General features: G+C 62.8%; 21 protein-coding genes. 18 read left to right on the plus strand and 3 right to left on the minus strand.

All coding sequences use genetic code 11. The features are described 5' to 3' along the window. Window positions 1–201 precede the first annotated feature (201 nt). Complete coding sequence (locus NKI25_RS23595) at window positions 202–2,241, minus strand: lytic transglycosylase domain-containing protein (protein WP_352592105.1); 2,040 nt, start codon at window positions 2,239–2,241, stop codon at window positions 202–204. A 326-nt stretch (window positions 2,242–2,567) separates the two neighbouring features. Here NKI25_RS23595 and dapA point away from each other — a divergent pair, with 326 nt between their 5' ends. The 4 genes from dapA to NKI25_RS23615 all read left to right on the plus strand — a co-directional run bounded on the left by dapA (window position 2,568) and on the right by NKI25_RS23615 (window position 5,417). Continuing rightward, window positions 2,568–3,449: a 4-hydroxy-tetrahydrodipicolinate synthase gene (dapA, locus tag NKI25_RS23600; RefSeq protein WP_352490891.1), complete on the plus strand. Its 882-nt coding sequence runs from the start codon at window positions 2,568–2,570 to the stop codon at window positions 3,447–3,449. Between the two features lie 25 nt (window positions 3,450–3,474). Then, window positions 3,475–3,954 (plus strand): SsrA-binding protein SmpB, encoded by a 480-nt coding sequence (gene smpB / locus NKI25_RS23605; protein ID WP_023768487.1) that lies wholly within the window; start codon window positions 3,475–3,477, stop codon window positions 3,952–3,954. A gap of 106 nt (window positions 3,955–4,060) precedes the next feature. Beyond that, window positions 4,061–4,789 carry a GH25 family lysozyme gene (locus tag NKI25_RS23610; protein WP_352569836.1) on the plus strand — a complete coding sequence of 243 codons (729 nt, stop codon included), beginning with the start codon at window positions 4,061–4,063 and terminating at the stop codon, window positions 4,787–4,789. Window positions 4,790–4,895: 106 nt separating this feature from the next. Beyond that, on the plus strand, window positions 4,896–5,417 hold the full coding sequence (locus tag NKI25_RS23615; RefSeq protein ID WP_352826597.1) for a hypothetical protein: 522 nt from the start codon (window positions 4,896–4,898) through the stop codon (window positions 5,415–5,417). Window positions 5,418–5,447: 30 nt separating this feature from the next. On the opposite strand, the gene NKI25_RS23620 is transcribed toward NKI25_RS23615, so the two are convergent. Together NKI25_RS23620 and NKI25_RS23625 are read right to left on the minus strand one after the other, a co-directional pair. Then, a complete protein-coding gene (locus NKI25_RS23620; protein ID WP_352999574.1) occupies window positions 5,448–6,125 on the minus strand; it encodes a uracil-DNA glycosylase in 678 nt (225 codons plus the stop codon). Next, window positions 6,122–6,703 carry a LabA-like NYN domain-containing protein gene (locus tag NKI25_RS23625; RefSeq protein ID WP_023677774.1) on the minus strand — a complete coding sequence of 194 codons (582 nt, stop codon included), beginning with the start codon at window positions 6,701–6,703 and terminating at the stop codon, window positions 6,122–6,124. The genes NKI25_RS23620 and NKI25_RS23625 overlap by 4 nt, the downstream gene beginning before the upstream one ends. A gap of 278 nt (window positions 6,704–6,981) precedes the next feature. On the opposite strand from NKI25_RS23625, the gene rpoZ reads away from it, so the two are divergent. The 14 genes from rpoZ (at window position 6,982) to NKI25_RS23695 (ending at window position 21,006) form a co-directional block, all read left to right on the plus strand. Further along, the gene (gene rpoZ / locus NKI25_RS23630) at window positions 6,982–7,383 is read left to right on the plus strand and encodes a DNA-directed RNA polymerase subunit omega (protein WP_023677773.1); all 402 of its coding nucleotides are present in this window, start codon (window positions 6,982–6,984) and stop codon (window positions 7,381–7,383) included. A gap of 111 nt (window positions 7,384–7,494) precedes the next feature. After that, window positions 7,495–9,723, plus strand: coding sequence for a RelA/SpoT family protein (locus NKI25_RS23635; RefSeq protein WP_023677772.1), 2,229 nt, complete (start codon window positions 7,495–7,497; stop codon window positions 9,721–9,723). A 67-nt stretch (window positions 9,724–9,790) separates the two neighbouring features. Beyond that, window positions 9,791–10,369, plus strand: a complete 579-nt coding sequence (pyrE, locus tag NKI25_RS23640) for an orotate phosphoribosyltransferase (RefSeq protein ID WP_352826598.1) — start codon at window positions 9,791–9,793, stop codon at window positions 10,367–10,369. A 42-nt stretch (window positions 10,370–10,411) separates the two neighbouring features. Further along, window positions 10,412–10,822, plus strand: a complete 411-nt coding sequence (locus tag NKI25_RS23645; RefSeq protein ID WP_352826599.1) for a VOC family protein — start codon at window positions 10,412–10,414, stop codon at window positions 10,820–10,822. 230 nt (window positions 10,823–11,052) lie between these two features. Next, entirely contained in the window at window positions 11,053–11,634 is a 582-nt protein-coding gene (locus NKI25_RS23650; RefSeq protein WP_023677769.1) for a DUF2062 domain-containing protein, read from the plus strand. Then, window positions 11,631–12,044: a holo-ACP synthase gene (gene acpS / locus NKI25_RS23655; RefSeq protein ID WP_352467214.1), complete on the plus strand. Its 414-nt coding sequence runs from the start codon at window positions 11,631–11,633 to the stop codon at window positions 12,042–12,044. The genes NKI25_RS23650 and acpS overlap by 4 nt, the downstream gene beginning before the upstream one ends. Window positions 12,045–12,121: 77 nt before the next feature. Further along, window positions 12,122–12,871 (plus strand): signal peptidase I, encoded by a 750-nt coding sequence (gene lepB, locus NKI25_RS23660; RefSeq protein ID WP_352999576.1) that lies wholly within the window; start codon window positions 12,122–12,124, stop codon window positions 12,869–12,871. 4 nt (window positions 12,872–12,875) lie between these two features. Further along, on the plus strand, window positions 12,876–13,601 hold the full coding sequence (rnc, locus tag NKI25_RS23665; protein ID WP_352999578.1) for a ribonuclease III: 726 nt from the start codon (window positions 12,876–12,878) through the stop codon (window positions 13,599–13,601). Beyond that, entirely contained in the window at window positions 13,598–14,524 is a 927-nt protein-coding gene (gene era / locus NKI25_RS23670) for a GTPase Era (protein ID WP_352999580.1), read from the plus strand. Before rnc ends, era begins: the two co-directional genes overlap by 4 nt. A gap of 367 nt (window positions 14,525–14,891) precedes the next feature. Then, window positions 14,892–15,596: an antitoxin Xre/MbcA/ParS-like domain-containing protein gene (locus NKI25_RS23675; protein ID WP_352999582.1), complete on the plus strand. Its 705-nt coding sequence runs from the start codon at window positions 14,892–14,894 to the stop codon at window positions 15,594–15,596. Between the two features lie 362 nt (window positions 15,597–15,958). After that, window positions 15,959–17,047, plus strand: coding sequence for a porin (locus tag NKI25_RS23680; protein ID WP_352999584.1), 1,089 nt, complete (start codon window positions 15,959–15,961; stop codon window positions 17,045–17,047). 115 nt (window positions 17,048–17,162) lie between these two features. After that, on the plus strand, window positions 17,163–17,951 hold the full coding sequence (gene recO / locus NKI25_RS23685; protein ID WP_352771023.1) for a DNA repair protein RecO: 789 nt from the start codon (window positions 17,163–17,165) through the stop codon (window positions 17,949–17,951). 133 nt (window positions 17,952–18,084) lie between these two features. Then, on the plus strand, window positions 18,085–18,252 hold the full coding sequence (locus tag NKI25_RS23690) for a hotdog fold domain-containing protein (RefSeq protein WP_352785849.1): 168 nt from the start codon (window positions 18,085–18,087) through the stop codon (window positions 18,250–18,252). A gap of 54 nt (window positions 18,253–18,306) precedes the next feature. Further along, complete coding sequence (locus NKI25_RS23695) at window positions 18,307–21,006, plus strand: DUF2339 domain-containing protein (protein ID WP_352785851.1); 2,700 nt, start codon at window positions 18,307–18,309, stop codon at window positions 21,004–21,006. Window positions 21,007–21,086: the final 80 nt, after the last annotated feature.

Here is a 21,086-nt window from a genome sequence, read left to right on the forward strand (position 1 = left end):
CCCAGCAATGTTCGGATCGGTGCCCAGTCCAGTTCCTTCGATACCAGGTCGAAAATCGTCTCGTCCGACGCCGCCAGCCCGTCCGCCAGACTCAACTGACCCAAAACACGATCCGCCATCCCGAATCTCCCTGCTTCGACCATCATCACAGAATCACCAATCGGCTTCTGTGCAAAGGTCTCACAAGGGGAGAAGGAAAGGCTAACCCCGGCCGTTCACCAGATCCCCGACAATGTCGTATTTGCCGGAGATACGCATCTTGTAGACCTCGTAGTTCTCCATCACGCGCTGGACGTAACTTCTTGTTTCCGTATAGGGAATCCGCTCGATCCAGTCGACGATGGCATCGATGTCCTTGCCGCGCGGATCGCCGTATTTCGCCACCCACTGGGCGGCGCGGGTGGGGCCGGCATTGTAACCGGCGAAGGTCAGCACGTAGGAGCCGTCGAAGCGGCCGAGCTGCTCGCCGAGAAAGGCCGCGCCCAGCGTTGCATTGTAGCCGGCATCGGTGGTCAGCCGGGCCTGAGAAAATGTCATGCCGGCCTTCTTCGCCAATTGCTTGGCCGTGCCCGGCATCAGTTGCAGCAGCCCGCGTGCGCCGGCGCTGGAGACGGCGCCGATGTTGAACTCGCTTTCCTGGCGGGCAATCGCATAGGCCAGCGCCTTGCCCGAGCCGGAAATGTTGGCGGTGTCGGGAATGACGCCGAGCGGATGCGACAGCGCGCCGACGTCGATGCCACGTGCGCCGGCGATCTTGCCCACCTTCAGCGCCATGAAATGGTTGCCTTGTCTTTCCGCCAGCATCGCAAGCAGCGCCAGTTCACCGGGGCTGCTCAACTGCCCGGCAAGGTCGCGGTAGAGGGTTTCGGCATAGCGGTCATAGCCTGCCTGCTGCAGCCGCTCGATGGCGCTGACCGCCTCGCGGGTGGCAAAATTCCGGCGGTCGGCGGCACTTGGCTGGGGGTAGACGATATTGAGGGTCTGCCGGCCGACACGCTCGCCGGCGAGCTGGCCGTAAAAGGTCGTGCCGTAGCTGGCGGCACGGCTGAAATAATCCTTGGCACTGCCGGGACCGCCGAGTTCGGCGGCACGGCCGAGCCAGTAATAGGCGCGCGACAGCGACATCGGCCCTTGGGCGAGCTCCGCGATTTGCGCAAAATGCTTGGCGGCGGTGCTCGGGTCGTTGAGGCCGCGCAGCGCGTACCAGCCCGCATGGAATTCCGCCTCGGCAGCATTGGCGGGACTTTCGGCGGCATGCGCGGCGACTATTCTGTAGGCCGTCTTCATGTCGCCCTGGTCGACCAGCTCGCGCGACAGCACCCGGCGTTCGACCCACCAGGCGTCCGGATCGACCAGAGCGTCGCGGTCGCCCGGCGCCTTCAGCACCAGCGCGGCGGCATCGGAAAATTTCTGTTGCTTGCGCAGATATTCGGCTTCGGCAAACAGATAGCCGGCCGCCCGCTGCGCTGCCGGCACCGCCTTCAGCAGCTTGGCCGCGTTCTTGTCGCCTTTGGTGACTGCCGCCCAGGCATCGGCCAATTGCTGGGCGCCGGCGAGACCGGCGACGCGCAGCGCCGAAGCGACCCGATCGGCATAGAACATGCGCTCCATGCGGAAGCGATGGTCGGCGGCCGGGATCAGCGCGCCGAACTCGCGGATGACCGCCGCCTCGTCCGTGGCTTCGAGCTTTTCGGTGCGCCAGAATGGCGACAGCACCGAGCGCGCCGCCTTCGTATCGCCCTGCGCTACATAGGAGCGGGCTAGGATCACCACACCCTCGAAGGTCAGCGGCTGGCTGCCGTCGAACGCCCGCACCACCACCTGTGGCGCGGGGTTCTCGCGATAGAGCGCGCGCTCGCTGTTCTTGCGCAAGGCGATCGTGCCCGGCCAGTTCGGCAGCATCTTCGCGGCATCGGCGATGTCGCCGCTCGGCACCTGGTCGCCGCCATAGAGCGCAATCGCCCAGGCAAGGATGTGCCGATCGAGCGATTTGGCCGGCAGCGCTTCGCGCACCTGGCGCGCGCGCTGAATGTCGTTTGCCGCCAGCGCATCGAGACCGCTCTTCAGCGCCGCGACGCTGGCGGATGGCGAAGGGGACTGCTGCAGTGCATCGTTCTGCGGCTCCGTCATCGGGATCGCCGACGTGACCTGCCCATCGACGCTGCCGCCGATCGCCGCGCCAGGGATCAGCACAACGATCGCGCCGAGAAGCGCGAAAAGATGAGGCCGCCTAGTCGGCATGGATTTGGTCATTTCCTATTCTTCGATGCTACAGCTGGCACAGATGAACTGCAGCCTATTCGTCTGTGATGAAGGGCCCGTAAAGAAACCTTATCGAGGTCGTTCGAATTGCAATTGCTGGCGCAATGCTTGCCGCGCAACAATGTCGAGACTATGGTGCGCCGCTTCGCTTTCGGCTAGAAGGCGCGCACGACAAACACCTACAGCGCCGCGCGTCTTCTCAGACGCGCAAAGGACGCTGTAGCAATTTAAATTTGGCGCATGATCCTTTCCGAAATCGACTGCGATTTTCGGGGTCATGCGCTAGTCCCAAGGAGTTGGACGACATGCTAAGAGGCTCGCTGACCGCGCTCGTCACACCGTTCGAAAAGAGCGGCCGTTTCGACGAGAAAGCCTTTCGCGCGTTCATCGCCTGGCAGATCGCCGAAGGCACGACGGGCGTGGTCCCTGTCGGCACCACCGGCGAGTCGCCGACGCTGTCGCATGACGAGCACCGCCAAGTCGTCAAGGTTTGCATCGAGGTCGCCAAGGGCCGGGTTCCGGTCGTCGCCGGCGCCGGCTCCAACAACACCGACGAGGCGGTCGGCCTGGTCCAGTATGCCGAGAAGGCGGGCGCCGACGCGGCCCTTGTCGTCACGCCTTATTACAACAGACCGACGCAGCGCGGCCTCTATGCGCATTTCGCCGCCGTCGCCAAGGCGACCAGCCTGCCGATCATCATCTACAACATTCCACCGCGCTCGGTGGTCGACATGAGCCCGGAGACGATGGGGCAATTGGTGCACGACTTCAAGAACATCGTCGGCGTCAAGGATGCCACCGGCAAGGTCGAGCGGGTTTCGGAGCAGCGCGCCACCTGCGGCAAGGATTTCATCCAGCTCTCCGGCGAAGACGCCTCGGCGCTCGGCTTCAACGCGCATGGCGGCGTCGGCTGTATTTCGGTGACGGCAAATGTCGCACCCAGGCTTTGCGCTGAATTCCAGGAGGCAACGCTTTCCGGCGACAGCGCCAAGGCGCTCGACCTCCAGGACCGTCTGTTGCCGCTGCACAAGGCGATTTTCATGGAGCCCGGCGTTTCCGGCGCGAAATATGCGCTGTCGAAGCTGGGCAAGGTCGAGAACGTGCTGCGCTCGCCGCTAATGACGGTCGAGCCGTCGACCGCCGAGAAGATCGACGCGGCGATGAAGCACGCCGGCTTGATAAACTAAGGATGAGGCGCCACCTCTCCGCATCATGAATCAAGTCAGAAAAGCCGATCCCAACAACAAGACCGTTGCGGAAAACCGCAAGGCGCGGTTTTCCTATGAGGTGCTCGACACGATCGAGGCCGGCCTGGTGCTGACCGGTACGGAAGTGAAATCGCTGCGCCAGGGTCAGGCCAATATCCAGGACAGCTACGCCTCGGTCGAGGGCGGCGAGATCTGGCTGATCAACTCCTATTTGCCGGAGTATCTGCAGGCCAACCGCTTCAACCATGAGCCGCGCCGCCGCCGCAAACTGCTGCTCAACAAGCGCGAGATGGCCAAGCTGGCGCAAAGCGTCGACCGCGAAGGCATGACGCTGGTGCCGCTGAAGATCTACTTCAACGACCAAGGCCGTGCCAAGCTGCTGCTCGCCGTTGGCCGCGGCAAGAAGCTGCACGACAAGCGCGAGACCGAAAAGCAGCGCGACTGGTCGCGCGAGAAGGGCCGGCTGCTGAAGGAGCGAGGGTGAGGAGCGGTCCGCGAAGCGGAGGAAAAGCCAGCGATTTGGCTTTTAGAGCGACGAACGCCCGGAGCCATAGCGGCGGGCAGGGCGGACCAAAAGGGATAGGTCTCGTTTGAAAAACCGGATCGTCTTATGGGGCGCGGCCGGTCTGCTCGTGGCGGGCCTCGTTCTGGCCGGCGGCTATACCTACTTCCAGACGTTTTCTCCGGACCGCGGCAAATATCCGGTCAGGGGCATCGACGTCTCCCATCATCAGCGGCAGATCGACTGGCGGCGTGTTGCCGCCGACGATGTCGCCTTCGCCGTGATCAAGGCGACGGAAGGCGGCGATCATGTCGACGATGCCTTCGCCGCCAATTTGCGCGCGGCCCGCGCCGCCGGTCTTGCCGTCGGTGCCTATCATTTCTTCACCTTCTGCAGACCGGGTGCGGATCAGGCACGCAACTTCATCTCGGTGGTGCCGCACGATCAGCCTTTGCTGCCGCCGGTGGTAGACATCGAGTTCGGCGGCAATTGCCCGCAGCGGCCAACTCCCGAACAGCTGAGCGCCGAACTCTCCGCCTTCCTCGGCCCGGTCGAGGCGGCGTTCGGCAAGACGGCGATCCTCTATGTGACCGACGAGGCGGCGCAAGCCTATGCCGGGCAGCTAGCCAGCCGCCCGCGCTGGCTGCGTTCGCTGGCGCTGCGGCCGGGCCATGACAACTGGATCTACTGGCAGTATCACAACCGGGGCCGCGTCGACGGCATCAGCGGCGACGTCGACCTGAATGTTCTCCAGGGCGGACCTGCGACGCTGGCCGCATTGTTTGCCGCAGCGCCTGAAGCGACAGCGTCGGATTGATGCTATTCCCGTCCACCAAAACACCCTCGATGGCACGAAGACAGAGCGACGAAGCTTCCCCATGTGGCTATTCATATCGCAGGCGGCGCCGTGCTAAGGACGTTTGATGCCGGAGCGCCCTTCATCAACCAATGACAGCAACGCCCCGCCTGCTGCGACGGACGGCGGCGACCCCCGCCTAACATTTGTCTATGCGGAGGCGGTGCGTGGCCTCCAGCACCAGCAGGGCGTGGTTGAAAGTCTCAATACGCGCGCCGGCAATCTGATCTTCGCAACCGCGTTCGCGAGTTCTCTCCTTGGAGGCAGGGCGCTCCTGGATGGCGTGGGGCCTTGGGACTGGCTGGCGCTGACATTGCTTTTTCTTATCGGGCTGCTGGTCGCGATTATGGTGTGGCCGTATTATAACTATACGTTCCGTTTCGATCCAGAGAAGCTGCTCCAGGACTTCGTCGATCAGCACCCTCCCGCAACCCTGGACGGGATGCACCGAGCGCTTGCGCTGCGCATCAAATCCGACATGGCCAGCAATTGGCGGATCATCCAACGCCTGCGCGTCGCGCTGCAGCTTGCACTGTTTCTGTGGTTGCTGGATCTCCTGGCCTGGTTGTTCGCGATCGCCCGAATCTAGGGCTCGTGCCCTGGCGGGCCTCGTCCGACTCTATGTCTTCAGAAAAGCTTCTATCTGACTGAAGACGTTGACGAACATCGCTTCCGTCAACACGCCGGTATTGGTGTTGTAGCGCGAGCAATGATAGCTGGAAAACAGCGTGATGCCATTGGCCTGCTGCTGCCCACCATGCCGGAACGGATAGGCGGCAACGCGTTGGCCGAGCGCCCGCACGGTCGACTGGTGCGCGATCGAGCCAAGCGCCAGCACGGCGCGCAGATTTGGAAACCGCGCAATCGTCGGCACCAGGAACGTCCGGCAGGTCGCTATCTCGGCGCCAACCGGCTTGTTGTCCGGCGGCACGCAGCGCACCGCATTGGTAATCGCCGTACCGACAAGCTCCAGCCCGTCATCCGGTCGCGCTTTGAATTCGCCGCGCGCAAAGGCGTGCGCGATCAGCGTGTTGTAGAGCAGGTCGCCGGCAAAATCGCCGGTGAAGGGACGCCCCGTCCGGTTTGCCCCGCGCAGGCCCGGCGCCAGCCCGACGATCAGCAGACGCACTGCATCCTCGCCTTCCGGCGGCAAAAAGGTCGGCACCGGCGCGTTGAACCAGGACGGCTCGCGCCGCCGCCACTCGGCGATGAAGTCGTGCAACCGCGGGCAGAGCGGGCAATCGCGATCGGGTTCGGGGGAGACGACCAGGGGTGCGGTCAAGGCAACGACCGTCAATAGTCTTCCTCGTCGACTTCGGCCGGTTCGGGCCGGCGCACCGGCCGCTCCGACGGATCGCGGCCGACTTCATTCTTGAGCGTCATCAAGTCGATGAAATGATCGGCCTGGCGGCGCAGATCGTCGGAGATCATCGGCGGCTGCGAAGCCATGGTCGAGACGATCGACACCTTGCGCCCGCGCCGCTGCAGCGCCTCGACCAGCGTGCGGAAATCGCCGTCGCCCGAAAAGATGACATAATGGTCGACGACATCGGCAAGCTCGAGCGCATCGACGGTCAGCTCGATATCCATATTGCCCTTAATCTTGCGCCGGCCGGTCGAGTCGGTGAATTCCTTGGCCGGTTTGGTCACCACCTTGAAGCCGTTATAGTCGAGCCAGTCGATCAGCGGCCGTATCGAGGAGTATTCCTGATCCTCGACCAGCGCGGTGTAGTAATAAGCGCGCAGCAGATAGCCGCGTTTCTGGAAGCTCGCCAGAAGTTTGCGGTAATCGATGTCAAAGCCCAGCGCGCGCGAGGTGGCGTAGAGATTGGCACCGTCGATAAAGAGAGCGATTTTTTCACGAGGATCGAACATGGAAAATGTCCTTTTTCGAAATAAGCGGTCGTCTAAATGGGTGGCGACTATCGGCCGGTCTGATAATAGACCTGTTGGCCTTCATCGTTCGAGATAACGCCAGTTTTACGGCAATCCAAGGCACCATGCCGCACCGCAAGCAATTGTGATCGGCGCTGTGTCGTCGCAGGCGGCCCGCGTCAGAGCTGCGCACCGCCATAAAAGCTTGTATTTTGGCGGCGTTCGGGTTATGGACCGCGCCTGTTTTCCATCAAATCCAGGCATGAAAGGGGCAACTCATGGCCCGCGTAACCGTTGAAGATTGCATCGACAAGGTCGACAACCGCTTCGAGCTGGTGCTCTTGGCCGGCCACCGCGCCCGTCAGATCAGCCAGGGCGCGCAGATCACCGTACCGCGCGACAACGACAAGAACCCGGTCGTTGCGCTCCGCGAAATCGCCGAAGAGACGCTGTCGCCGGATGACCTCAAGGAAGATCTCATCCATTCGCTGCAGAAGCATGTCGAGGTCGATGAGCCGGAGGCCGATGGCGAGGCGATTGCCGACCAGACCGGCAGCGCCGTTGCGGCCACCGATGCCGACGACGCCGAGGACAACGTCACCTTCGATCGCATGACCGAAGAAGACCTGTTGGCCGGCATCGAAGGCCTGGTGCCGCCGGAAAAAAGCGACGATTATTGATCTTACCGACAACTGCCGACACTTTCGCGTCGGCAGTTTCGTGGCTATCTATGACATGCGCCGTACGCCAGTGCGGCGCATGATTCATTTCAGCATTGCGAGATCCCGCCCATGATGCGTCAGTATGAGCTTGTCGAGCGCGTGCAGCGCTACAAGCCTGACGTCAACGAGGCGCTGCTCAACAAGGCCTATGTTTACGCCATGCAGAAGCATGGCCACCAGAAACGCGCCTCCGGCGACCCGTATTTCTCGCATCCGCTCGAAGTCGCCGCCATCCTCACCGAAATGCACATGGACGAGGCGACGATCGCCGTTGCCTTGCTGCACGACACGATCGAGGACACCACGGCGACCAGGGCCGAGATCGACGAATTGTTCGGCCCGGAAATGGGCAAGCTGGTCGAGGGCCTGACCAAGCTGAAGAAGCTCGACCTCGTCTCGAAAAAGGCCGAGCAGGCGGAGAACCTGCGCAAGCTGTTGCTGGCGATCTCGGAAGACGTGCGCGTGCTTCTGGTCAAGCTCGCCGACCGCCTGCACAATATGCGCACGCTCGACCATGTGCCGGAAGCCAAGCGCCTGCGCATCGCCGAAGAGACGATGGACATCTACGCGCCGCTGGCTGGTCGCATGGGCATGCAAGGCATGCGCGAGGAGCTGGAAGAGATTGCCTTCCGCTTCATCAATCCGGAAGCCTACCGCGCCGTCACCGCACGGCTGGCCGAAATCTTCGAGCGAAACAAGGGCGTGCTGTCGGAGATCGAGAAGGCGCTCTCCACGCTGTTCGACAAATATTCGATCAAGGCCGAGGTCAAGAGCCGGCAGAAGAAGCCGTGGTCGGTATTCCGCAAGATGGAGGCCAAGGCGCTGTCGTTCGAGCAGCTGTCCGACATTTTCGGCTTCCGCGTCGTTGTCGAGACGGTCGAGGACTGTTACCGCGCGCTCGGCGCCATCCACACCACCTGGTCGATGGTTCCCGGCCGCTTCAAGGATTACATCTCGACGCCGAAGCAGAACGACTACCGCTCGATCCACACCACCATCGTCGGCCCGTCGCGCCAGCGCGTCGAATTGCAGATCCGCACCTATCAAATGAACAAGATCGCCGAATACGGCGTCGCGGCTCATTCGATCTATAAGGATACCGGTGGCAAGATGAATGGTGCCGCCCATGCGATCTCGAAGGAAACCAATGCCTATGCCTGGCTGCGGCGCACCATCGAGCAGCTTGCCGAAGGCGACAATCCCGAGGACTTCCTCGAAAACACCAAGCTGGAACTGTTTCAGGACCAGGTATTCTGCTTCACGCCGAAGGGCATGCTGATCGCGCTGCCGCGCGGCGCCACGCCGATCGACTTTGCCTATGCCGTCCACACCGACGTCGGCGACACTTGCGTCGGCGCCAAGGTCAATGGCCGCATCATGCCGCTGATGACGGAGCTGAAGAACGGCGACGAGGTCGAGATCATCCGCTCGAAGGCGCAGGTCCCGCCGGCGGCGTGGGAATCGGTGGTCGTTACCGGCAAGGCACGCTCGGCCATCCGCCGCGCCACCAAGAATGCCATTCGCAAGCAATATTCGGGTCTCGGTATCCGCATCCTGGAGCGCGCCTTCGAACGCTCTGGCAAGACCTTCACCAAGGAAAGCCTGAAGCCGGTGCTGCACCGGCTGGCGCGCAAGGACATCGAGGATGTACTGGCCGCGGTCGGCCGAGGCGAACTTGCCTCCACCGATGTCATGAAGGCGGTGTTTCCCGACTACAAGGACGAGCGTGTCACGCTGGTCGCGCCCAAGCAGCGCGAGGAGGGCTGGTCGAAGATCCGCAACGCCGCCGGCATGCTGTTCCAGATTCCGGGCCGCGCCGCACGCAAGGACAAGAACCAGCCGCGCGACGACGCGGTGCCGATCCGCGGTGTGCGCGGCGATCTGCCGGTGCGCTTCGCGCCGGAGGGGGCAGTGCCAGGCGATCGCATCGTCGGCATCGTGCAGCCGGGAACCGGTATCACCATCTATCCGATCCAGTCGCCGGCGCTGCAGGCCTTTGACGACCAGCCCGAGCGCTGGATCGACGTGCGCTGGGATATTGACGAGCGCACCAAGGAGCGGTTCCCGGCGCGCGTCTCGGTCACCGCCATCAACGCGCCGGGTTCGCTGGCCGACATTGCACAGGTAGTCGCATCCAACGACGCCAATATCCACACTCTGTCGATGGTGCGCACCGCGCCCGATTTCACCGAAATGCTGATCGATCTTGAAGTGTGGGACCTCAAGCACTTGAACCGGCTGCTGTCGCAGCTAAAGGACAATTCGAGCGTCAGCGATGCAAGGCGCGTGAATGGGTGAATAGTGAATAGTGAATGAGGGTGCTCTCACTACCCTACTACCATTTACCATGGACATGGAGTGAACGATGAACACCGATGAAGTGCTGGGCATTTTCCGCGAGGCCGGCGCCGTTCTCGAAGGGCATTTCATCCTGACGTCGGGCCTGCGCAGCCCGGTCTTCCTGCAGAAGGCGCGCGTTTTCATGCATGCCGACAAGACCGAGCGCTTGTGCAAGGCGCTCGCCGAAAAGATCCGCACTGACGTGCCCGGCAGGATCGACTACGTCGTCGGCCCGGCGATCGGCGGGCTGATCCCGGCCTATGAGACCTCGCGCCATCTTGGTGCGCCGGCGATCTGGGTCGAGCGGGAAGGGGGCGAATTCAGGCTGCGCCGTTTCGAGATCGCCAAGGGATCGCGCGTTGTCATTGTCGAGGACATCGTCACCACCGGTCTGTCGATCCGCGAGACCATCGACTGCCTGCGCGGCCTTGGCGCCGAAGTCGTTGCCGCCGCATGCATCATCGACCGCTCGGCCGGCAAGACCGATGTCGGCGTGCCGCTGATCGCGCTCGCCGAATATGAAGTTCCGGCCTATCCAGCCGACATGCTGCCGCCCGAGCTCGCCGCCATACCGGCGATCAAGCCGGGCAGCCGCAATATCTAATGCATGTCGCCCAAAAGTGTGCGGCGGTTTTGGGACAACGACATGCATAAAAACAAGTCAAGAGGCGCTGCCGTGATTGCCGGCATCGATCATTTCGTGCTGACAGTTCGTTCGGTGGACGATACCTGCGCCTTCTATCAGCGGGTGCTTGGCTTCAAGCGCCTCGACGAGCCGGACCGACCAACGGCGCTGCTGTTTGGAACGCAGAAGATCAATGTGCATCAGGTCGGGCGTACCTTCGAGCCGAAGGCCAAGGCGCCGACGCCGGGCTCCGGAGATTTCTGCTTGATTGCTGCCCAGCCGCTCGCCGAGATATGTGCCAACCTCGCCGCCAATGGTGTGGTGATAGAGGTCGGCCCGGTCGAGCGTGTCGGCGCCCGGGGCGCGATGATGTCGGTCTATTTCCGCGATCCGGACGGCAACCTCGTCGAGGTCAGCGAATATCGATCCTAAGTGACGCTCCTTAAATTCGCCGCGATCATGCCCTGTTCAGAACGGCGATACCCAGGGCTGGCGCGACCGGCCACCGAGCGGATGCCCTCGGCCTCGTTGTTCTTCGGCCAGCGCATCGCTATATCAAAGTCGTAGTTGCTTTTCGGCGACCGCAGAGCGCAGCATAGGCTGTCGCGCCTGGCTGGAAAGGCCGGTGCGAAGCCATCGATGGAACTAGGAACAGGAACAGAGTGCTTTTTCGACGGCGCAAGCCTGATGGTTTTTTCGAGCGGGTGCGTACTTATTTGTGGCCGCGCCGCTCGTTCTCGCGCTCGCTGCGGTATTTTTCCAAGCGCATCCTGCGGCTTAGGGCCACGCCGCATGCCGTGGCCGCCGGTGTTGCGGCGGGCGTATTCGCGTCGTTTTTCCCGCTTGGCTTTCACTTCATCATTGCTGCCATCCTGTGCTGGCTGATCGCCGGCAATCTGGTCGCGGCAGCACTCGGCACGGTCTTCGGCAACCCCCTGACCTTTCCGCTGCTATGGGCCGCCTCCTGGGAGGTCGGCAAGCTGATCCTGCATGAACACCTGCCGGCGCATGGCCCGCCCGCGCATCTCGGCGACATGCTGCATAATCTTTCCTTTGCGCAATTGTGGGGACCGGTGCTGAAGCCGATGACGATCGGCGCAATACCGCTCGGCCTGGTTTTCGGCCTGCTGTTTTACGGCATCACCCGCTGGGGCATGGTCACTTTCCACGAGCAGCGCCGCAAGCGGCTGGCCGAAAGAGCGGCAAAGGCTGGAAAAACCGGGCCGGAAGTTCCTGCCGAATGATTATCGGTATCGGCAGCGACCTCATCGACATCAGACGCATCGAGAAGTCGCTGGAACGCCATGGCCAGCGCTTCATCCAGCGCATCTACACCGAGATCGAACAGGCGCGCTCCGAAAACCGCGCGGCGCGTGCGGCCTCCTACGCCAAGCGTTTCGCTGCCAAGGAAGCCTGCGCCAAGGCATTGGGTACCGGTATGGCGCAGGGTGTGTTCTGGCGCGACATGGGGGTCGTCAACCTGGCCAGCGGCAAGCCGACCATGGCGCTGACCAATGGGGCGGCAGCGCGGCTGGACGAAATTCTGCCTGAAGGGCACCGCGCGGTGATCCACCTCACCATCACCGATGATTTTCCGCTCGCTCAAGCCTTTGTGATCATTGAAGCGTTGCCGGTCGAAGAAGCGCCACATTGATTGCATCTGACCACCGGCATGACGTTGCCCAGCGCGCGCCGAGACTCTATACCATCCAACGCACAATCGAGGACGACATGAGCGTGGCTGAAAAAACCCAGAAGAAATCCGGCGGACTTGGCGAAACCGTCAGCGTCATAGTCCAGGCCCTGCTGCTTGCGCTGGTCATCCGCACGCTCCTGTTCCAGCCGTTCTCGATCCCGTCCGGGTCGATGCGGCCGACTTTGCTCGAAGGCGACTATCTCTTCGTCACCAAGTGGTCCTACGGCTTCTCCCGCTATTCACTGCCGTTCGGGCCGAACATCTTTTCGGGCCGCATCTGGGGCTCAGAGCCGAAGCGCGGCGACGTGGTGGTGTTCAAGTTTCCGCCGGATCCTTCTGTCGATTATATCAAGCGCGTCGTCGGCCTGCCGGGCGACAAGATCCAGGTCAAGGATGGCCAGCTCTTCATCAACGACGTGGGCGTGCCGCGCATCAAGGTCGGGCAGATCGACAACCGCGACATCACCGAGGAGAACGGGCCGGTCGATGTCTATCGCGAGACGCTGCCGAACGGCGTCAGCTACGACACGCTCGACCTGACGCAGGCTTCGATCGGCGACAATACCAAAGAGTTCAAGGTGCCGACCGGTCACTATTTCATGATGGGCGACAATCGCGACAACTCGTCGGACAGCCGCTTCACCGTCGGCTTCGTGCCGGACGAGAATTTGGTCGGCCGCGCCAACCTCATTTTCTTCTCGATCGGCGGCAGCGCCAGCCCGCTCGAAATCTGGAAATGGCCGTCACTGATGCGCGCCTCGCGCCTGTTCCATTTCGTCAATTAGGGCCATGGCGGCGACGAAACGGCTGACCGCCGATGCGCTCGCCGAGGCGCTCAGGGAGCGCACCGGCCACAGTTTTGGCGACCATCAGCGCCTGCAGCGGGCGCTGACCCATGCCAGCGCTCGCGGCAGTCACGCCGGCATCGACTACGAACGTTTCGAATTCCTGGGCGACCGCGTTCTCGGCCTTGTCGTTGCCGATATGCTGCTGGCGGCATTTCCCGACGCCGCCGAGGGTGAGCTGTCGCTGAGATTGAACGCTCTGGTCAACGCTGAAGCCCTGGCGGAAATTGCCGAGGAGATCGGCCTGCCGGAACTTATTCGCGCCGGTTCGGACGTACGCGGCCTCGACGGGCGCAAGCGCGTCAATCTGCGCGCCGATGCATTGGAATCGCTGATCGCCGTGCTCTATCTCGACGGAGGGTTGGAAGCGGCCCGTGACTTCATCCACAAATACTGGCGGCCGCGCTCGCAAGCCATTGACGCCGCCCGTCGCGATGCGAAAACCGAACTCCAGGAATGGGCGCATCAGGCGGCAGGCGCAGTGCCGGTTTACATAATCGACAGCCGCGAGGGACCGGACCACGATCCGCTGTTCACCGTCAGTGTCAAGGTCGGCGCCTATCCGCCGGCGACCGGCAGCGGGCGCTCCAAGCGCGAGGCGGAGCAGGCTGCAGCCGCGGCACTTCTGCAGCGGGAAGGCGTCTGGCTCGATCAAGGGAGTGCCGCATGACCGCCACCGAAGCTTCGGCAACAGAAGCTCCCGCTACCCGCTCCGGCTTCGTCGCGCTGATCGGCGCGCCCAATGCGGGGAAATCGACGCTGGTCAACCAATTGGTCGGCGCCAAGGTGTCGATCGTGACGCACAAGGTGCAGACCACGCGCGCTATCGTGCGCGGCATTGCCACCCACAACAACGCGCAGATCGTCTTCGTCGACACGCCGGGCATATTCAAGCCGAAGCGCCGGCTGGACACCGCGATGGTGACCACAGCGTGGGGCGGTGCCAAGGACGCCGATATCGTGCTTCTCTTGATCGATGCCGAGCGCGGCATCCGGGGCGATGCCGACGCCATCCTCGATCGGCTGAAGGATGTCCGACAGCCGATGGTGTTGATCCTCAACAAGGTCGATCGGGTCAAGCACGAGACGTTGCTGGCATTGTCGGCGGCAGCCAACGAAAGGGTGCCGTTCAAGCGCACCTTCATGGTTTCGGCGCTGACCGGGTCCGGCTGCAAGGACCTGCTCGACTATCTCGCCGAGACCTTGCCGGCCGGCCCCTGGTACTATCCGGAGGACCAGATCTCCGACCTGCCGATGCGCCAGCTTGCGGCCGAGATCACCCGCGAAAAGCTCTATCTCAGGCTGCATCAGGAACTGCCTTATTCCTCCCACATCGAGACCGAGAAATGGGAAGAGAAGAAGGACGGCTCGGTGCGCATCGACCAGACAATCTATGTCGAGCGTGACAGCCAGAAGAAGATCGTGCTCGGCCATAAGGGCGAGACGATCCGCGCCATCGGCCAGGCCGCGCGCATGGAAATCGCAGGCATACTCGAGCAGAAGGTGCACCTCTTCCTGTTCGTCAAGGTGCGCGAGAACTGGGGCGACGATCCCGAGCGCTACCGCGAAATGGGGCTCGAATTTCCGCACTGAGCCTGTTTGGGCGATCCGCAGAGCGGCCTGTTGGCCGCCTCAGGATTCTGAGCGGTCGCCGGGCTGCCCGCTTGGTCGACTTTGCATTTTGAACAACGGCCGAGTCATTCCGGGAGGCCATGCGTCGACCACGTCGTCGACCCGTTCCTCATTGGTACCGGCGCGACGGGAAATCCTGAGCGGGTTCTGAGAAATTTCCGATATTTCATGCAAACAGGCCAGCTGGGACGGCTGGAACACCTGCCGATAATGCGATCGTGCATGGTTACCGTTTGTCGTCTCTCCGTCATACACCCTGCCTATAGGCTGTGCGAAAGACCCGCTTCCGAGCAAACCGGAACCGGCAGGCAAACAGCCAGATCAGGACATGACCGGGACTTGGAATCGCATCGACCCCATCCGTCAGATCGAGTTTGCAAACGCCGTCGCTGTTGAGATCGAGCGCGTGCTGGCGCGGCAAGGCAAGGTGACGAACAGCGATGCGGTCGTTGCAGCGGGCAGGGTCGCCGGCGCCGTTGCCGCCGCCGTCGCTTTGCTTGCGCCGACCGACATCAGTGCGATTGACACCATGCAGGAAAGATTACCCGGCATGGCGTCGCGTTTCGTGCGGATATTGGCAGCCGAAGCTGCGGAACGCCGTGCCCGGACGCATCTGTCGACGGCGCACGAAGGCCAAGGGGCAGACATCCAACGCCTGGCCGGAACGGGCGACCTCGACTCGATGCGGGTCGAGGACTGGGCCGGTCGCGTCGCCGGGTCGACGTTCCTGCAGCAAAATCTCGGCATATCGCGCTCGACCCTGCATCGCTGGCAGCGGAGCGGCACGGTCGTTGCGTTGCGCACCGGTGGCCGCAAACATGTATTTCCCCTGGCCCAGTTCATCGATGGCAGGCCGGCGCCGGGTATCAAGGAAGTGTTATCCGCGATGCCCGATCCACGGCATGCCTGGTCGTGGCTGATCGGCCTCACGCCCGGCCTCGCCGGACGTATTCCCATTGAAATGCTCAAACGGGATCTGGTGGCGGAAGTCGTTCTTGCCGCACAGAACGCAGCGATGGCGAAGTCGGCTTGATCTCGCTGCCAACGTTAGAAGTCTATTTCAAAAAAAGAACACGTAGAAGAAATGTATGTCGGATTACGATCGGTTTTACGGCTAATGGCATAAGTATATTTTTGTGCAATTGTGACAGTGTCTCGTTTGTGCCGGCGGGAAATGTGAAGAAAATATGAAGTGATAGTTGTGAAACATGGAGTTATTCTGTTATGCAAACATTGATTATTTTTGGAATAGTCATTGAGACTGGAATGCGGATGAGTATGTTCGCCGCCTGAAGAGGGGGTGCGGTGCGCGCCTTTTTCGACGTGGGTGAGGCGTTCAGCCGTTCAACCCATGAATCCAAAGCCATTTTTAACTTTGACTGGAGAGGTCAGAAAATGAATATCAAGAGCCTTCTTCTCGGCTCAGCCGCGGCATTCGTCGCGGTCTCCGGTGCGCGCGCCGCCGACGCTGTTGTGGTCGCCGAGCCGGAACCCGCCGAATACGTCAAGATTTGCGACGTCTACGGCGCCGGCTACTTCTACATTCCCGGCACCGAGACCTGCCTGCGCATCGGCGGCTATGTCCGCTATGACGCCAGCTTCGGCGACGCCGGCCGCGTTTTCGATGGCGCGACGACACATGACCTTTTGGACGGTGACGAGCAGCAGACCTGGAACAAGAATGCCCGCTTCAATCTGAAGACGTGGACCGGCCAGGAGACCGAGCTCGGCACGTTGAAGACCTATACCGAGACCCGTTTCAACTTCGGCAACACCAAACACACCGTGAGCGGTGTTGATTTCAGCGTGCAGGACAACAAGGCGGTTACCCTGAACTTCGCCTGGATCCAGCTTGGAGGTTTCCGCGTCGGTAAGGATGAAACTGTCTATGATTCGTTCATCGGTTACGCCGGCAACGTCGTCCAGGACACTATCATTCCTTACGGCACCAAGGACACCAACCTGATCAGTTACTATTTCGACGGCGGTAATGGCTTTACGGCAGTCGCCTCGGTCGAAACGGGCTCCGGCGCTGACCAGTCGATCGACAGTTACGTTCCGTTTGTCGTCGGCGGCGTGAAATACAAGGGCGACTGGGGTGCGATCATTGCGGTCGGCGCCTATAACAGCACGTCGGAAGAATGGGCCGGCAAAGCTCGCCTCGACGTCAAGCCGGTTACTGACCTGACCCTGTTCGTGATGGCGGGCTACGGCAGCGACGACAACGTCGCGAAGAACTTCTACAAGCCGTGGACTGGCAACTTTGCCGTCTGGGGCGGCGGCAGCTATGCCGTCAACAAGAAGACCTCTTTGAACGCCCAGGTCTCCTATACCGACGACCAAGACTTCGCCGTTGCGGCCAACGTCGCCTACACCATCGTTCCTGGTTACACGATCACCGCCGAAGTCGATTATTACGACAATTTCGATGCCGACGATGCCGACGCAATCGGCGGCATCTTCCGCTTCCAGCGCTCGTTCTGATCAAACGACGATCTCGCAAAAAACGGCCTAGCGATACGCTACGGGCCGTTTTGGTTTGGCGGCGGATACGTCGCTCATCTTGATTTCGCCATCCAACCGGTGACAAGCTCTCGTCATGGAATGGCGCGACGAGGGAATCATTCTCGGCACCCGCAAGCATGGCGAAACCAGCGCCATTCTCGAGGTGATGACGCGCGCGCATGGCCGCCATCTCGGTCTCGTGCGCGGCGGCCGTTCGCGCAAACAGCAGCCTGTCTTGCAGCCCGGCAATCGCGTCGACCTGTTGTGGCGGGCGCGGCTCGACGAGCATCTCGGCACCTTCCAGGTCGAGGCCATCGAGATGAACGCCGCCCGGCTGATGGACAGCGCCGTTGCCGTCTACGGCCTGCAGACGATGGCCGCGCATTTGCGTCTTCTGCCTGAGCGTGACGCCCATGGCGGCCTTTACGAGACGCTTGCGGTGATGATCGCTCATCTCGACGATGCCGATGCCGCCGGCGAGCTGGTGGCCCGCTTCGAGCTGCTGGTACTCGACGAACTCGGTTTCGGCCTCGATCTCAGCCAGTGTGCGGCGACCGGCACCAGGCAGGACCTTGCCTATGTCTCGCCGAAATCCGGCCGCGCCGTGTCGCGGGCGGCGGGCGCGCCGTGGCGCGACAAGATGCTGGCGCTGCCTGCCTTCCTGCAGCGCGGCTCCGGGCTGCGCGCCGATCCGGCGGCGATCGAGGACGCCTTCCGGCTGACCGGCTTCTTTTTGACCCGCCATGTCTACGAACCGCGCGGCATCGAGCCTCCCGGCGCCCGCGCCGGGTTTCTCGCCGCCTTGCGCAGGCATCATTCACCCGGCCGTGAATCCGGCAAGGCAAGCGCCGGGGAAGCCGCCACCGGGGAAACCACCAGATGAGCGAAGTTGAACCTGATCCCGAAAACGTTTCGCCGCTCGGCCTTGGCACCATTTCGCAGGTGGGCGAGGCCTATGCGACGGCCAAGTTCAAAGTGAATTTGACTGGCCGATCACGCCAAGGACGGGCGAGGTGGTGTGCGAGGGCAAAGTGGTGCACAAGGGCCGCACGCTGACCGTTTCGGAAGCGGCGCTGAAGGACGCCAACGGCAAGCTGCTGGCTTTCGGCACCGAAACATGCTCGATCTTTCCGGCCAATCTGGCGGCACGTCGAATGGACCGGCCGTTTGGCCGCCGCATTTGAATGTCACTGAACATTGAATGTCAGTGACAACTGGCCTGGTTTGGGGGAACCGCCATGTTTGAAAGCCTGATTGGCCTCGTCGCCATAATCGTGCTGTTCGTCATCATTTCACGCCAGCAGAGCCGCATCGGCCTGATCGAGCGCGAGCTTGGCGCGTTGCGCAGCCTCGTGCTCTCGGGCGCGCCTGTCCTGCCGCCGCAAGCCAAGGAACCGGCTGCAAACGACAGCAAACCGGCGGATGCCGCAGCCCCAGTTACGGTTGCTGCCGACATTGCCTCATCGCCAACGACCGCAGCGGTCGTGTCAGCTACAGAGGCCGATGCCGATACAACGGCGCCGTCCGCGCCGGAGTCGGCGCAACCGGCGGCAGCGGCGAAGGCAGCTCGCCAGTCCGACGTCGAAACGGCGCTCGGTACCCGCTGGGCGGTCTGGGTCGGCGGCATCGCGCTGGCGCTGGGTGGCTTGTTTCTGATCCGCTACACCATCGAGGCCGGCATTTTCGGGCCACGCGTGCGGCTTGTCATGGCGGCGGCACTCGGGCTGGTGCTGGTCGCCGGCGGCGAGTTCATCCGGCGCACCGGCTTCAGGGTGCCGGTGCAAGGTGCCGCCGGTGCCTATATCCCGGCGATCCTGACGGCGGCCGGCGCTTTCATCCTGTTCGGTACCGTCTACGCCGCGTACAGCGTTTACGGCTTCATCGGCCCGACGCTCGCTTTCACGCTGCTCGGCGCCATCGGGGTGGCGACGATCGCGGCAAGCCTGGTCCACGGTCAGGCGCTGGCCGGCGTCGGCCTGCTCGGTGCCATGGTGACGCCGCTGCTGGTCGCCTCGCAGGCGCCCAATCCGTGGGCGCTGTTCGGCTATCTGGCGATCGTGCTCGCCGCCACCTGCGTCATTGCCCGCATCCGCGACTGGAGGCTTTTGATGGCCGCAGCCTTCGTCGCCACGGGCATCTGGACCATCTTCTACATGACCGACGCGCCGGGGGCGAACCTTGCCGTCATCCTCTTTATCGACGCGGTGACACTGGCCGTGCTCGCCTTCGTCTGGCTTGGCCGCCGCGACGAAGCGGTCGCCGGCAGCGGCTTCGACTGGCCGTCGATCGCGCCGGGCTTCTTTGTCGGCCTTTCGGCGCTGGCCCTGTTTGTCGATCCGGCCTTCGCCGCCATCCGCGGTGCATTGCCGGGGGCCGCCCTTGTCGCAGCCCTGGTGGCGGTGGCGCTCTACCGGCCGCGGGCGCTTGCACTGCTGCACGCCGCCGGGCTGGCGACGGTACTGGTCTATCTCGGCATCATTCCGCCGACCACGATCGCTTCTGATTTTTCGGGTGGCGCTCTCGGCGTCGACGGCATGCCGGTTGTGGCGTCCGATGCCTTGATGTTCAGGGTCGGCATCGCGCTCAGCCTGGTCTTCATCGGCGCCGGCTTTTGGGCGGCGCGCCGTTTTGCGGCCTCTGGCTGGCTGCGCGCCGCCGCATGGGCGGCCTGGAGCGCTGTCGCGCCACTGGTCATCCTGCTGGCGCTCTGGTCTGCCTTCGGCAATCTCGACCGTGACCTTGCTTATGCGGCGGTCGCAGCCGTTTTGGTCGGCGTCTTCGTCGCCGGCGGCGAATGGATAGCGCGCGGCGAAGCGCCGCCGCTGACCGGCGGCGCTGCCGTCTCCTTCGCGCTCGGCGGCGCGGCGATTGCCGGCTTGCTGATGCTGCACATGGCCTTCGGTTCAGGCTGGACAACCATCCTGCTCGGAGCAGCCGCCGTCGTGCCAGCGCTGGCGACGCGCTGGCGCAGCTATCCGGTGCTTGGCTGGATTTCCGTTGGCGCGGTGATTGCAGTGCTCGGCCGCGCTGCCTTCGACCCGACCATCGTCGGTGCCGAGTTCCTGTCGAAGACGCCGGTGTTCAACTGGCTGCTGCTTGGATATGGCGTGCCGGCGCTCGCCTTCGGCTTTGCCGCCTGGCAACTCGCCCGCACCACCAATGGCCGGCCGCGCCTCGCCATGGAGGCCGGCGCCGCGCTGTTTGCTCTGCTCGCCGTTGCCATGCTGGTGCGCCATGCCATGCATGGCGGCGTCATCGATACGGCTGCTGCGACGCTTGCCGAACAGGCGATCTACACGCTGATCGCCATCGGTGCCGGTGCCATCCTGGTCGCCATCGACATGCGCTCGCCAAGTTCGGTGCTGCGCTACGGCTCGATTGCAGCGGGCGTGGTCTCGGTCGCCTTCATCGTCCTCCAGCATTTTCTGGTGCTGAACCCCTTGCTGACGGACGAATCGACCGGCAGCATTCCGGTGTTCAACCTTCTGTTGCTCGCCTACCTCTTGCCGGCAGTCGCGACAGGCGCACTGGCGCTCTATACCCGCGACAAGCGGCCGAAATGGTATGCGGCCATGCTGGCGGTCATGGCGGCGGTGCTCGCCTTCGCCTATGCGACTCTGTCGGTCAGGAGGCTGTTCAAGGGTGAGTTCATCGGCCTGTGGAGCGGCCTCGGCCAACTCGAGACCTATACCTATTCGGCGCTCTGGCTGGTCATCGGCGTGGTGCTGCTCACCGCCGGTGTCTGGCTGAGGTCGCAGGTGCTGCGCATTGCGTCGGCGGCGCTGATCTCGGTCGCCGTGCTTAAGGTCTTCGTCTTCGACATGTCGGAGCTGGAAGGTGTGTTGCGGGCGCTGTCCTTCATCGGCCTCGGCGCGGTGCTCATCGGCATCGGCTTGTTTTATCAGCGGCTGCTGACAAGGGCCGCGAGGGAGGCCTAAGGGATCAGGGAGATCGCTGGAGTCACCGGCCTTCTTCAATTTTCCAAGGATGCAGAAAAGGCGCTGTCGCCGAAGCTGCC

It is taken from the genome of Mesorhizobium sp. M0808, from assembly GCF_040320025.1.
In the GTDB taxonomy this organism is placed as follows: Bacteria; Pseudomonadota; Alphaproteobacteria; order Rhizobiales; family Rhizobiaceae; genus Mesorhizobium.

Bases quoted from the DNA above. Each gene is read 5' to 3' on its own strand.
- NKI25_RS23595 (WP_352592105.1), bottom strand. From the start codon at position 2,241: ATGCCGACTAGGCGGCCTCATCTTTTCGCGCTTCTCGGCGCGATCGTT.
- dapA (WP_352490891.1), top strand. From the start codon at position 2,568: ATGCTAAGAGGCTCGCTGACCGCGCTCGTCACACCGTTCGAAAAGAGC.
- smpB (WP_023768487.1), top strand. From the start codon at position 3,475: ATGAATCAAGTCAGAAAAGCCGATCCCAACAACAAGACCGTTGCGGAA.
- NKI25_RS23615 (WP_352826597.1), top strand. From the start codon at position 4,896: ATGCCGGAGCGCCCTTCATCAACCAATGACAGCAACGCCCCGCCTGCT.
- NKI25_RS23625 (WP_023677774.1), bottom strand. From the start codon at position 6,703: ATGTTCGATCCTCGTGAAAAAATCGCTCTCTTTATCGACGGTGCCAAT.
- rpoZ (WP_023677773.1), top strand. From the start codon at position 6,982: ATGGCCCGCGTAACCGTTGAAGATTGCATCGACAAGGTCGACAACCGC.
- NKI25_RS23635 (WP_023677772.1), top strand. From the start codon at position 7,495: ATGATGCGTCAGTATGAGCTTGTCGAGCGCGTGCAGCGCTACAAGCCT.
- pyrE (WP_352826598.1), top strand. From the start codon at position 9,791: ATGAACACCGATGAAGTGCTGGGCATTTTCCGCGAGGCCGGCGCCGTT.
- NKI25_RS23645 (WP_352826599.1), top strand. From the start codon at position 10,412: ATGCATAAAAACAAGTCAAGAGGCGCTGCCGTGATTGCCGGCATCGAT.
- acpS (WP_352467214.1), top strand. From the start codon at position 11,631: ATGATTATCGGTATCGGCAGCGACCTCATCGACATCAGACGCATCGAG.
- lepB (WP_352999576.1), top strand. From the start codon at position 12,122: ATGAGCGTGGCTGAAAAAACCCAGAAGAAATCCGGCGGACTTGGCGAA.
- rnc (WP_352999578.1), top strand. From the start codon at position 12,876: ATGGCGGCGACGAAACGGCTGACCGCCGATGCGCTCGCCGAGGCGCTC.
- era (WP_352999580.1), top strand. From the start codon at position 13,598: ATGACCGCCACCGAAGCTTCGGCAACAGAAGCTCCCGCTACCCGCTCC.
- NKI25_RS23675 (WP_352999582.1), top strand. From the start codon at position 14,892: ATGACCGGGACTTGGAATCGCATCGACCCCATCCGTCAGATCGAGTTT.
- NKI25_RS23680 (WP_352999584.1), top strand. From the start codon at position 15,959: ATGAATATCAAGAGCCTTCTTCTCGGCTCAGCCGCGGCATTCGTCGCG.
- recO (WP_352771023.1), top strand. From the start codon at position 17,163: ATGGAATGGCGCGACGAGGGAATCATTCTCGGCACCCGCAAGCATGGC.
- NKI25_RS23695 (WP_352785851.1), top strand. From the start codon at position 18,307: ATGTTTGAAAGCCTGATTGGCCTCGTCGCCATAATCGTGCTGTTCGTC.